The following is a 12,782-nucleotide window of genomic DNA, read 5'->3' as shown; positions in this document are numbered from 1 at the left end:
TAATCTCGTTTTTTAGCCTGAACCCTATTATTCCGCAGCTATTTTAGCGGGGCTGCACCCGCACTGTCTGTCGGCTACTTGTAACCAAACATTTCATTAGAATGCATGTTTAGGTGTAAACGCCTCCCCTCAAACAATCTCGTCCAACCGATGCAAAAAGCCCCTCGGAAAGAGGGGCTGAATCGAAAATGCAAACTACTGGCTCACGACTCGCTGCTGGGGAGTGCGGCAGGTTCCAGCAGGGTTTCATCTTCGGCCATGCAGGCCGCTGCGGTGAAGAGCACGTCGGTGGAGCTGTTAAGTGCAGTCTCGGCAGAATCCTGCAGTACGCCGATGATAAAGCCGACGGCTACCACTTGCATGGCGATATCGTTGCCGATACCAAACAGGCTGCATGCCAGCGGGATCAGCAGCAGGGAGCCACCGGCTACACCGGACGCGCCACAGGCACTGATGGTCGCAACCACGGAGAGCAGCACCGCCGTTGCCAGATCCACTTCCATCCCCAGGGTATGCACCGCCGCCATGGAGAGCACAGTGATTGTTATGGCCGCACCCGCCATGTTGATGGTGGCGCCCAGCGGAATGGAGACCGCATAGGTATCCTCCGGCAGACGCAACTTTTCACACAGTGCCATGTTGACCGGGATATTGGCCGCAGAGCTGCGGGTAAAGAAGGCGGTTACACCACTCTCTTTCAGGCAAGTCAGCACCAGCGGATAGGGGTTGCGCTTGAGCTTCCAGAACACGATCAGCGGGTTGACCACGAAGGCGATAAAGAGCATGGAACCGATCAGCACCATCAGCAGCTGGGCATAACCAAACAGAGCGTCAAAGCCGGTTTCCGCCAGGGTGGAGGCGACCAGACCCAGGATCCCGAGCGGCGCGCAGCGGATCACCGCTTTCACGATGGCCGAGACGCCGTGGGACAAGTCGGTGATCAGCGCCTTGGTGCTCTCGTTGGCGTGGCGCATGGCGATGCCCAGACCAATGGCCCACGCCAGAATACCGATATAGTTGGCATCCATCAGCGCCTTCACCGGGTTGGTTACCACGTTGAACAGCAGGGTCTGCAACACCTCGGTGATGCCGCCCGGCGGAGTGATCTCGGCCGTATTGGCCACCAGATGCAGATCGGAGGGGAAGAGGAAGCTGGCAATCACCGCAACCACAGCCGCAGAGAAGGTACCAAACAGATAGAGCAGCAAAATCGGTCGCATGTTGGTCTTCTGACCCTGCTTGTGACCAATGATGGCTGCCATGACCAGTACGAATACCAGCAGCGGGGCCACCGCTTTCAGTGCACCCACAAACAGGCTGCCAAGCAGACCTGCCGTTTTGGCCCACTCGGGGGCAAACATCGCCAGCAAGATACCGAAAACCAGACCAACCAGGATCTGGCTGACCAGACTGGTGCTATTGACCAGCCGAAGGAGGGGGTGTTGTTGTGTCATCAAAAAAGTCCCTAGGCACCGTAGTGCTCGATTCATGAGTCCTGTCTGCAACCCTCCCGCCAGCATGATTCCGTTCTGACGGGTTGCCTGCGGCCAGCCTTCTGTCGGGCCGATCCGCCGGTCACCGGATTGCATGACGGAATATCCCATTCACCACCGCTTTTTTCCAGAGACCTACCAAAAAATATCCAGTATCCGGCACAAATAACCGCAACAAAAACACAACAACAGAGTAACCATCCATTTTTGTTCGTTTTATCAACACCCGGGCGGATGGCCAACTGTGGTATCATCCACCATTTGCTGCGGAGCCTTGCCATGATCCCCTCCCTTCTGACCCGACACTTCGGATTCTCCAGTCTCAGGCCTGGCCAGGAGGCGGTCATCAACCGGATCGTGGCTGGCCAGAGTGCTATCGCCATCTTCCCCACCGGCTCTGGCAAATCCCTCTGCTATCAGCTGCCCGCCCTTGCTCTGCCTCACCTGACGCTGGTGATCTCGCCCCTGATCGCATTGATGCACGATCAGCTCGCCTTCCTTAAAAGCAAGGGGATCAGTGCTGCCACTCTCGACTCGAGCCTGAGTCCGGAAGAGAGCCGACAGGTGATGCAACAGGCGCTGGATGGCCATCTCAAGATCCTGATGATCTCGGTGGAACGGCTCAAGAACGAACGCTTTCGCCGCTTCATCCAGCAGGTGCAGCTCTCGCTGCTGGTCGTCGATGAGGCGCACTGTATCTCGGAGTGGGGCCACAACTTTCGCCCCGACTACCTCAAGCTGCCGGACTACCGCCAAGAGTTGCAGATCCCGCAGGTGTTGCTGCTGACAGCCACCGCGACTCCAGCCGTTATTGGCGACATGCAAGCCAAGTTCGCCATTGAGCCACAAGGGGTGGTCATCACCGGCTTCTACCGGCCCAACCTCGACTTGTCCGTCATCCCGATGCTGCCGGAGGCGCGCAGCGAATGGCTCTGTCAGACGCTGGCGCAATCTCAAGGGGCGCCGACCATCGTCTATGTCACCCTGCAACATACGGCAGAGGAGTGCGCCGAGGTGCTGGCCAGACGTGGGATCAACGCCCGTGCCTACCATGCCGGGCTCGATGCGGCGCTACGCAGCCAGATCCAGCTCGACTTCATGAACGGCAAGGTGGATTGCATCGTCGCCACCATCGCGTTTGGCATGGGGATCGACAAGGCCGATATCCGCCAGGTAATCCACTATGACCTGCCCAAGTCCATCGAGAACTACAGCCAGGAGATTGGCCGCGCCGGGCGAGATGGCCAGCCATCACGCTGCATTGTGCTGGCCAACCAGAGCCAGCTGCCGGTGCTGGAGAACTTTGTCTATGGCGATACGCCCGATCTGAACACCATTGTTCAACTCCTCGGCCAGATCCACCAAAGCGGACCCGAGTGGGAGTTCACCCTGCTTCGCCTCTCGAACGATACCAATATCCGCCAGTTGCCACTTAAAACCCTGCTGGTCTATCTGGAGATGGCGGGCATCATCACGCCGGCCTACAGCTACTACGCCGACTATCGTTTCAAATTCGTGCTGGAGAAGCGTGACATTCTTGCCCGCTTCAACCCGGGACGACGTCAGTTTCTGGAGCAGCTGTTCGCCTGCGCGCCACTGGCACGCAGCTGGTGCACCATGGATTTCGATGCCCTCTGGCAGAGTTACCAGGGGGAGCGGCAACGAGCGGTCGCAGCCCTCGACTACCTGCAGCAACAAGGCTGGATCGAGCTTGAGAGCAAGCAGATGACCGAGGTCTACCGGATCAACCGTCATGACTGGGAACCCGCAGCACAGGCCAGCGCACTGCACGCTCTATTTCTGCAAAAAGAGCAGAGCGAGCTGGCCAGACTGCAAGCCATGCTCGACTTTTTCACCTCGGATGAGTGCCTGAGCCACCGCCTCGCACGCTATTTCGCAGATGAAGCGGCGTCGACCCAGTGTGGTCACTGCTCGGTTTGTCGTGGCCAGGTTGCTGTACTGCCTCCGCTGCCCCTGCAGACTATGCCAAATGATGCGGGGATCCACGCCTGGTGCGATCCACTCATCGCCAAGGCTGGCTCACAGGACGCACGCATGCTCACCCGCTTTCTGTGCGGCATAGCCACGCCGCTCACCAGCAAAATCAAGGCAAGATCGTTGGCCGGCTTCGGCCAGCTGGCACAACATCCATTTGCTGACGTGCTGCAGGCGGTCGAGCAAGCCTACGCCTGACCATTCGTACACCTCTTGAATCACGCAACGGCTCACACATGCTGAAAAAAGAAGACCCTCGCTATTGCGAGGGTCAAGCCAACGGAAACGTGCTTAAACAGAGCTTGGTGAGGTCACGATACACTCTCTTGCTAAAGCGTCTCGCTGCTCACACATGGCCAATCTAGGGCAGCAAGAATGTAGCGTCAATGTAAAAATTAGAGCTAAATATCTAATTCATTAAAATTACGTTGACGTAAACGTAATGACATTTTTATCCATATCTGCACAAGCCAACCCCCGCCTCATCTTTTACTGCTCACCTTTCAGGCAACACCGGCAGTTTCCACTTTCCAATAAACATTTATTTTTTATGTCTTTGACATTTACCTCACTATCGTGGCAAAAATAATTTAACAGTCAGTAACATAGGTGTGTTGTTGACTGACCCTCCCGCACAAGGATCGGGCAGGTTTCCTCCGCATTTAACCAATCGACCTTGATGGATTACTGGGGGCTGTTGACTAGGCTTAACATTGCAAACAACACAAAAGCAGTCATCCAACTTTTTCAGGGCAAGCGACTATAACGAGGGCAAAGTTATGGGCATCTTCGAGCACTACCAACAGCGATACGAAAAGGCAAGGGAAGAGGAGTACACCATCCAGGAGTTTCTGGATATGTGCAAGCAGGACAAAGCCTGCTACGCCTCTGCAGCCGAACGTCTGCTGACCGCCATCGGTGAACCTGAGATGGTAGACACCTCTGCCAACCCCAGACTGAGCCGGCTTTTCTCCAACCGCGTCGTGGCACGCTATCCGGCATTCAAAGATTTCTACGGTATGGAAGAGGCGATCGAACAGATTGTCTCCTACCTCAAACACTCCGCCCAGGGGCTGGAGGAGAAGAAACAGATCCTCTATCTGTTGGGCCCTGTTGGCGGCGGTAAATCCTCGCTGGCTGAAAAACTCAAATCCCTGATGCAGAAGGTGCCTATCTATCGCATCAAGGGGTCACCGGTCAACGATCACCCCTTCTGTCTGTTCGACATCGAAGAGGATGGCGAAATCCTGGAAAAAGAGTACGGCATTCCGCGCCGTTATCTGCGCCCCATCATGTCGCCCTGGGTTGCCAAGCGCCTGCACGAGTTTGGCGGCGACATCACCAAGTTCAAGGTGGAGAAGGTCAACCCCTCCATCCTCGATCAAATCGCCATCGCCAAGACTGAACCCGGTGATGACAACAACCAGGACATCTCCTCACTGGTCGGCAAGGTCGATATCCGCATGCTGGAGCACTTCGCCCAGGATGACGCCGATGCCTACTCCTACTCCGGTGCGCTGTGCAAGGCGAACCAGGGCGTGATGGAATTTGTGGAGATGTTCAAAGCGCCCATCAAGGTGCTGCACCCGCTGCTTACTGCAACTCAGGAGGGGAACTACAACGGTACCGAAGGGCTCTCAGCCCTCCCCTTTGACGGTATTTTGCTGGCTCACTCCAACGAATCCGAGTGGCAGCAGTTCCGCAACAACAAGAACAACGAGGCCTTCCTCGACCGGGTCTACATCGTCAAGGTGCCTTACTGCCTGCGCGTCTCCGAAGAGGTGAAGATCTACGAGAAGCTGCTGGTCAACAGCGAGCTCACCGAGGCCAAGTGCGCCCCGGGTACCCTCGAGTTGCTGGGCCAGTTCTCGGTGTTGTCACGGCTGAAAGAACCCGAAAACTCCAGCATCTACTCCAAGATGCGGGTCTATGATGGCGAAAGCCTCAAAGACACCGATCCGAAGGCGAAGAGCTATCAGGAGTATCGCGACTACGCCGGAGTGGACGAGGGGATGAATGGTCTCTCTACCCGCTTTGCGTTCAAGATCCTCTCCCGCGTCTTCAACTTCGACCACGCGGAAGTGGCCGCCAACCCGGTGCACCTCTTCTATGTGCTGGAGCAGCAGATCGAGCGCGAGCAGTTCCCGCAAGAGCTGCACGACCGCTACCTTGAGTTCATCAAGGGTTATCTGACCCCGCGCTATGTGGAGTTCATCGGCAAGGAGATTCAGACCGCTTATCTCGAGTCCTACTCCGAGTACGGCCAAAACATCTTCGATCGCTACGTCACCTACGCCGACTTCTGGATCCAGGATCAGGAGTACCGTGACCCCGAAACCGGCCAACTGTTTGACAGAGCGTCCCTCAACAGCGAGCTGGAGAAAATTGAAAAACCCGCAGGGATCAGCAACCCGAAAGATTTCCGTAACGAAATCGTCAACTTCGTGCTGCGTGCCCGGGCCAACAATGCAGGCCGTAACCCCAACTGGACCAGTTACGAGAAGCTGCGCACCGTGATCGAGAAAAAGATGTTCTCCAACACGGAAGAGCTGCTGCCGGTTATCTCCTTCAACAGCAAAACCTCGGCCGAGGAGCAGAAGAAGCACGATAACTTTGTCGAACGGATGATGGAGAAAGGCTACACCCGTAAACAGGTGCGACTGCTCTCCGAATGGTATCTCAGGGTACGCAAGTCATCCTGACCCTGACTGTTCAAGGGGGAGTTATGGCGCATTTTATCGACCGCAGGCTCAACGGCAAAAACAAAAGCGCTGTCAATCGGCAGCGCTTCATCCGCCGTTACAAGAAGCAGATAAAACAAGCGGTCTCTGATGCTGTCTCCAAGCGCAGCATTCAGGACGTAGACAAGGGCGAGAGCATCAGCATCCCGACCAAGGACATCGGCGAGCCCCATTTTCATCAGGGGCAAGGCGGTAAACGGGAGATGGTGCATCCCGGCAATGATCAATTCGTCTCCGGCGACAAGATTGACCGCCCCAAAGGAGGGGGCGGCGGACAGGGTTCTGGCGAGGGGCAGGCATCCAATCAGGGGGAAGGAGCCGATGATTTCGTGTTCCAAATCTCCAAGGATGAATATCTCGATCTGCTGTTTGAAGATCTGGAGCTGCCCAGACTGCAGAAAACCCAGCTCAATCAGCTGATGGAAGTCAAAACCTATCGGGCGGGCTACACCTCCAACGGGGTGCCCGCCAACATCAACGTGGTGCGCTCGCTACAAAACTCGCTGGCGCGTCGCATGGCGTTGCAAGCTGGCAAAAAGCGCCAGTTGCATGAGCTGGAAGAGCGACTGGCACAGCTGGCCGCCGATCCCAACGAACACTTTGCCGAAATTACCCAGCTCGAGAAGGAGATCCGCGAGCTGAAACGACGGATCGATGCGGTGCCATTTATCGACACCTTCGATCTCAAGTTCAACAACTTCGTCAAACGGCCCGTCCCTTCCAGTCAGGCGGTGATGTTCTGTCTGATGGACGTCTCGGGCTCCATGGATCAGGCCACCAAGGAGATGGCCAAGCGTTTCTATATCCTGCTCTATCTGTTCCTGAGCCGGACCTACAAGAACGTAGAGGTGGTCTACATCCGCCACCACACCCAGGCCAAGGAGGTGGACGAGCACGAGTTCTTCTACTCCCAGGAGACTGGCGGCACCATCGTCTCCAGTGCGCTCAAGATGATGAACGACATCATCAACGAGCGTTACCCCGCCAACCAGTGGAATATCTATGCGGCGCAGGCGTCGGATGGTGACAACTGGGCAGATGATTCACCTCAATGCCGGGAAATTCTGGCGCGGGACATCATGCCAAGGGTCCGCTACTACTCCTACATCGAAATCACCACCCGTGCCCACCAGACCCTGTGGCACGAGTATGAATCAGTGGCCAGCCAGTTCCCCCACTTTGCGATGGAGCATATTCGCAAGGTCGAGGATATCTATCCGGTATTCCGGGAGCTGTTCAAGAAACAAGCGGCGTGAGGAGGTCACATGATCGAAACTGAAAAACGTGTAGCGCCACTGGATGATGGGCCTGACTGGAACTTCGATCTGCTGGAGACCTATCACCAGGAGATCGCTCGGGTCGCCCGCTTCTACAAGCTGGACACCTACCCCAACCAGATCGAGGTGATCACCGCCGAGCAGATGATGGATGCCTACTCCAGCGTCGGCATGCCCATCGGCTATCAGCACTGGTCGTTCGGCAAGCGCTTTATCCATACCGAGCGCAACTACAAGCGCGGCCAAATGGGACTGGCCTACGAGATCGTCATCAACTCGGATCCCTGCATCGCCTACCTGATGGAGGAGAACACCATGCCGATGCAGGCACTGGTGATGGCCCACGCCTGCTACGGCCACAACTCCTTCTTCAAGAACAACTATCTGTTCAAGGCGTGGACCGATGCCTCCTCCATCATCGACTACCTGCTGTTCGCCAAGAACTACATCACCCAGTGTGAAGAGAAGCATGGTATCGAAGCGGTGGAGCAGTTGCTCGACTCCTGCCATGCCCTGATGAACTTCGGGGTGGATCGCTACAAGCGTCCCCAGAAGATCTCGATGGCAGAGGAGAAACGGCGTCAGAAGGCGCGGGAAGATTATCTGCAGACTCAGGTCAACGAGCTGTGGCGTACCCTGCCCAAGCAGCATAAAGCTGCTGGGGTGGAGGACAGACGCTACCCTGCCGAACCTCAGGAGAACATTCTCTATTTCATCGAGAAAAATGCCCCCCTGCTGGAGCCCTGGCAGCGCGAGATAGTGCGTATCGTGCGCAAGATCAGCCAGTACTTCTATCCGCAAAAGCAGACCCAGGTGATGAACGAGGGGTGGGCCACCTTCTGGCACTACACCATCCTCAATCACCTCTATGACGAGGGTAAGCTGAGCGATCGCTTCATGATGGAGGTGCTGCACAGCCACACCAATGTGGTCTATCAACCGGCTTACAACAGTCGCTACTACTCGGGGATCAACCCCTATGCGCTGGGGTTTGCCATGTTTACCGACCTGCGCCGCATCTGCGAGAACCCGACTGAGGAGGACAGATACTGGTTCCCCGATTACGCTGGCAGCAACTGGGTGGATACACTGCATTTTGCCATGCAGAACTTCAAGGATGAGAGCTTTATCAGCCAGTTCCTGAGTCCCAAGGTGATGCGCGATATGAAGCTGTTCGCTATTGATGACGATGATCTGAAGAACTATCTGAAGGTCTCCGCCATTCACAATGACGAAGGCTATCGTCAAGTGCGCAACACCCTGTCAGCCCAGTACAATCTGAGCAATCTAGAGCCCAACATACAGGTCTACAACGTAGCCGTGAAGGGGGATCGCTCCCTTACCCTGCGCTATGTTCCCCACAACCGCATCCCCCTTGGCGACTCACGCCATGAGGTGCTCAAACACCTGCATCAGCTGTGGGGATTCGACGTGGTGCTGGAACAGGATAACGGTGATCTGCCTGCAGATATCATCGGCCGCTGCCCGGAGCGTAAGCCGGGTATCTGAACCATGCAACCTCGCAAATGGCCCACTTCGGTAGGCCATTTTTTCGGCCTTCGCCTCTGCCTGCATCATCGCAGCACCACCTGAAAACTCGAACAAACCAAAACATAGAAAGAGGCCCGCATGGTGTGCGGGCCTCTCTGGCTTGCGAACAATCTGCAGCGGTTATCAGTAGAAGGTTTGCTGCTCCGCGGCCATCGCCTTGAGACGGGCGCAAGGGGCGAACCGATCACCATGGCGCTTCTGGTAATACTCCAAACGGCCAACCAGATGATCGATACCGAGCTTGTCCATATAGCGGAACGGGCCACCGAGGAAGGGCGGAAAACCGATACCGAAGATGGCACCGATATCGCCGTCACGGGCCGATGCCACCACACCACTGTCAAGGGTCATGGCCGCTTCATTGAGCATCAGCAGCACACAACGCTCGGCAATCTCCTGTTTGGCAAGTTTGGCCACCGGCTTGATCCCCAGCACATCGTAGACGCTCTCATCCACCTTCTTCTTACCTTTGGCTGCCTTGCCATAGAGGTAGAAGCCCTTGCCGTTCTTGCGCCCCTTGCGATCGTTTTGCAGCAGCTTGTCGAACGCCTTGGGTGCCTGGAACTGCTCGCCACCCAGCTCTTTTTCGAGGATGGGGGAGATCTTGGCCCCCACATCGATGCCCACTTCGTCGAGCAATGTGATGGGACCAACCGGGAAACCGAAGTCGAGCAACGCGCTATCCAGCACCTCTACTGGCTCCCCTTCCAGCACCAGACGTGCTGCTTCGTTCATGTAGGGAGCGAGGATACGGTTGACGTAGAAACCGGCTTCGTCCTTCACCACGATAGGCGTTTTGCCCTGTGCGCGGGCAAAGGCCAGAGTGGTGGCGACCGTCTCGGCACTGGTGCCGGCGTGGGGGATGATCTCCGCCAGCGGCATCTTGTCGACCGGACTGAAGTAGTGCAACCCGATAACCCGCTCGGGGTGGCTCGCCACTGAAGCTATCTGGTTGATGGGCAGTGACGAGGTATTGGAGGCAAACACTGTGTGTTCACCACACTCACGCTCCACATCCTTCACCATCTGGTGTTTGAGATTGAGATCTTCAAACACCGCCTCCACCACCATGTCGACCCGGTGGAAACCGGAGTAGTCCAGAGTACCGGTCAGCAAGCTCATCTGCTTCTCAAGCTCACTGCGCAAGATATGACGGCGCTTGAGTTTCTTGGCCAGGATGTCGTAGCTGTAGCGCATGGCATTGCCGATCCCGGCGCTTGCCACATCCTTGATCCGCACCGGTACGCCCGCCTTGGTGGCAGTGACGAATGCGATGCCGCCCCCCATCAGACCACCACCCAGCACGGCCGCGTGGCCCACCTTGCGCGGCTCGGCTCCCTGATAGGTGACCTCTTTCTTCATTTCCGTGGTGGCAAAGAAGATAGAACGCAGGGCAGCAGACTCGGCTGTCATCACCAGCTCGCCGAAGTGGCGGGACTCGGCGGCGAGGCCAGCCTGCATCCCCTCCTCCACACCGATGCGCACCACGTCCAGGATCCGCTCCGGCGCAGGGTAGTTACCACGCGTCTTGCTCATCACCCCTTTACGTGCCTGATCGAACAGCACCTTGCGGCCAAGCTTGTTGGTCTCCAACAGCTTGCCCTGCAGATCCCGCTTCAACTCGTGGCGGGGCTTGCCCTTCTTGGCCAGCTTTATTGCAGCATCCAGCAGAATGGATGGCGGCACCATATCGTCCACCAGCCCCAACTTTTTGGCCTGCTTGGCGCGCACCTGCTTGCCGGTCAGCATCAGATCAAGCGCCTTGGCCACCCCGATAAGGCGCGGCAGGCGCTGGGTACCACCGGATCCTGGCAGCAGACCAAGTTGCACCTCGGGCAGACCAAGCACGGTTTTACCGTGATCGGTCACCACTCTGCCATGACAGGCCAGCGCCAGCTCCAGCCCGCCGCCGAGGCAAGGGCCGTGAATAGCGGCGATCACCGGGATAGTCATTGACTCGATCTCGGCAAAGATAACCTGCCCTTCTCGCGACAGGGTCTCGGCATCCTTGGCACTGGTGCAGGCGGCCAGCATGGTGATGTCGGCTCCGGCGATGAAAGAGTCCTTCTTGCCGGAGGTGATCACCAGACCGATCAAATCCTTGTTGCGTTTCACCTCGGCCAGCACGCTGCGGATCTCCTCCACAAAGGCGGCTTTCAGGGTATTCATGCTCTCGCCCGGCACATCCATGGTGAGAATACCAATGCCATCATGGCGAACATCCAGGGAAAAAGTCTTAGCGCTCATTATTCAACCTCCAACACCATAGCCACGCCCAATCCACCCGCCGCACAGGCGGTGTTGAGTCCCAATCCCCCACCACGACGACGCAGCTCGTGCAGGGTCTGGGTGATCATCCGTGCACCGGTCGCGGCAAAGGGGTGGCCATAGGCCAGCGAACCACCGAGGACGTTGAACTTCTCCATGTCCACCTCGCCGATGGCCTGATCGCGGCCCAGCTTGTCACGGGCAAACTCGTGGCTTGCAAACATCTTGAGGTTGGCCAGGGTCTGGGCGGCAAAGGCTTCGTGCATGTCGATCAAGGTGAGATCGCTGAGCGTGATACCGGCTCTGTCCAGCGCCAGCGGCGTGGCATAGGAGGGGCCCATCAGCATGTCCTGCCACACATCGATGGCCGAAAAAGCGAAGCTGCGGATATAGCCAAGCGGCTCGAGACCCAGCTCTTTGGCTCGCCCTTCCCGCATCAGCAGCACGGCAGCGGCGCCGTCGGTAAGCGGGGTGGCATTGGCGGCAGTTACTGTGCCATGAATCCGATCAAAGACCGGCTTGAGCTTGGCATAGCTCGCCAGATCGGAACTTTCACGGATATTGTTGTCCCGCTCGAGCGGCGACTTGTAGGGCGGTACATGGGCGGTAAACACCTCGCCACTAAGCTTGCCATCAGCCCATGCTTGCGCCGCCAGAGTATGGGAGCGGTGCGCCAGCGCATCTTGTGCCTCGCGGCTGATCTGGTGGCTCTTGGCCATCTGCTCGGCGGTCTGCCCCATGGAGAGGCCGGTGGAATATTCCGCCACAGCGGGCGGCACCGGCAGCAGATCCTTGACCCGCAACTGGCGCAAAATATTGAAGCGCTGCTGCAGATTGCGCGCCTTGTTGAGATCCACCAGGGCGCGAGCCAGCTTCTTGCTCACCCCGATGGGCAGCACGGATGAGGAGTCAGCACCACCGGCGATGGCGATATCTACCGTACCGGCCATGATGGATTCGGTGACGTTGGCCACCGCCTGAAAACTGGTGGCGCAGGCACGAGAGACGCTATAGGCATCGGTGTTGACGCTCATTCCGGTGCCGAGCACGATTTCACGGGCAATGTTGGGGGCTTCCGGCATCTGAACCACCTGGCCAAACACCAGCTGGTCGATAAGCTTGGGGTCGAGTTCGGTGCGGGCGAGCATCTCGCTCACCACCAGCTTGCCGAGATCCACCGCAGGGACGCCATGATAGGCGGTCGCCTGCTTGGCGAATGGGGTACGCAGCCCCGCCACGACGGCAATCCGTTCGCCCTGGCGAGTCGTCAGTTTCAATGGCTGTTTCATCCTGGCTCCTTGGGTTTATAAGGGAGAGGTCTGACCTCATTGCGCCACATCTTAACAATCCAATCACAAGTTTCATACAGCTGATTGAAACTAAATTCAGCAAGGCTGGCGCCCTTCACTCGCCCTTGTGGCTCAACTGGAGTATAAAAAGATCAACTTCCATAAAAA

At 57.1% G+C, this 12,782-nt stretch carries 7 protein-coding genes; 4 read left to right on the top strand and 3 right to left on the bottom strand.

The features are described from left to right. Positions 1–203: 203 nt before the first annotated feature. Positions 204–1,454 (bottom strand): serine/threonine transporter SstT, encoded by a 1,251-nt coding sequence (gene sstT / locus AAHA39_RS02980; protein ID WP_139395603.1) that lies wholly within the window; start codon positions 1,452–1,454, stop codon positions 204–206. A 318-nt stretch (positions 1,455–1,772) separates the two neighbouring features. Between sstT and AAHA39_RS02975 the strand changes: the two genes are divergently transcribed. The 4 genes from AAHA39_RS02975 to AAHA39_RS02960 all read left to right on the top strand — a co-directional run bounded on the left by AAHA39_RS02975 (position 1,773) and on the right by AAHA39_RS02960 (position 9,015). Beyond that, complete coding sequence (locus tag AAHA39_RS02975; RefSeq protein WP_320654982.1) at positions 1,773–3,686, top strand: RecQ family ATP-dependent DNA helicase; 1,914 nt, start codon at positions 1,773–1,775, stop codon at positions 3,684–3,686. Between the two features lie 581 nt (positions 3,687–4,267). Then, on the top strand, positions 4,268–6,190 hold the full coding sequence (locus AAHA39_RS02970; RefSeq protein ID WP_033113275.1) for a PrkA family serine protein kinase: 1,923 nt from the start codon (positions 4,268–4,270) through the stop codon (positions 6,188–6,190). 23 nt (positions 6,191–6,213) lie between these two features. Continuing rightward, positions 6,214–7,485, top strand: a complete 1,272-nt coding sequence (locus tag AAHA39_RS02965; protein ID WP_104014735.1) for a YeaH/YhbH family protein — start codon at positions 6,214–6,216, stop codon at positions 7,483–7,485. Positions 7,486–7,494: 9 nt separating this feature from the next. Then, positions 7,495–9,015, top strand: a complete 1,521-nt coding sequence (locus AAHA39_RS02960) for a SpoVR family protein (protein ID WP_041207641.1) — start codon at positions 7,495–7,497, stop codon at positions 9,013–9,015. Between the two features lie 165 nt (positions 9,016–9,180). Here AAHA39_RS02960 and fadJ read toward each other — a convergent pair whose 3' ends face one another. Both fadJ and fadI read right to left on the bottom strand, forming a co-directional pair. Continuing rightward, a complete protein-coding gene (fadJ, locus tag AAHA39_RS02955) occupies positions 9,181–11,304 on the bottom strand; it encodes a fatty acid oxidation complex subunit alpha FadJ (RefSeq protein ID WP_320654987.1) in 2,124 nt (707 codons plus the stop codon). Then, the gene (gene fadI / locus AAHA39_RS02950; RefSeq protein WP_320654990.1) at positions 11,304–12,614 is read right to left on the bottom strand and encodes an acetyl-CoA C-acyltransferase FadI; all 1,311 of its coding nucleotides are present in this window, start codon (positions 12,612–12,614) and stop codon (positions 11,304–11,306) included. Before fadI ends, fadJ begins: the two co-directional genes overlap by 1 nt. Between the last annotated feature and the right edge of the window lie 168 nt (positions 12,615–12,782).

The organism is Aeromonas sp. SE22 (genome assembly GCF_038739755.1).
Lineage (GTDB): Bacteria > Pseudomonadota > Gammaproteobacteria > Enterobacterales > Aeromonadaceae > Aeromonas > Aeromonas jandaei.
The sequence above is the reverse complement of the archived record's forward strand: the minus strand, read 5'-3'. Positions and strand labels throughout refer to the sequence as shown.

What these genes read in the sequence shown, in the direction of transcription:
- sstT (WP_139395603.1), bottom strand. Translation starts at nt 1,454, where the DNA reads ATGACACAACAACACCCCCTCCTTCGGCTGGTCAATAGCACCAGTCTG.
- AAHA39_RS02975 (WP_320654982.1), top strand. Translation starts at nt 1,773, where the DNA reads ATGATCCCCTCCCTTCTGACCCGACACTTCGGATTCTCCAGTCTCAGG.
- AAHA39_RS02970 (WP_033113275.1), top strand. Translation starts at nt 4,268, where the DNA reads ATGGGCATCTTCGAGCACTACCAACAGCGATACGAAAAGGCAAGGGAA.
- AAHA39_RS02965 (WP_104014735.1), top strand. Translation starts at nt 6,214, where the DNA reads ATGGCGCATTTTATCGACCGCAGGCTCAACGGCAAAAACAAAAGCGCT.
- AAHA39_RS02960 (WP_041207641.1), top strand. Translation starts at nt 7,495, where the DNA reads ATGATCGAAACTGAAAAACGTGTAGCGCCACTGGATGATGGGCCTGAC.
- fadJ (WP_320654987.1), bottom strand. Translation starts at nt 11,304, where the DNA reads ATGAGCGCTAAGACTTTTTCCCTGGATGTTCGCCATGATGGCATTGGT.
- fadI (WP_320654990.1), bottom strand. Translation starts at nt 12,614, where the DNA reads ATGAAACAGCCATTGAAACTGACGACTCGCCAGGGCGAACGGATTGCC.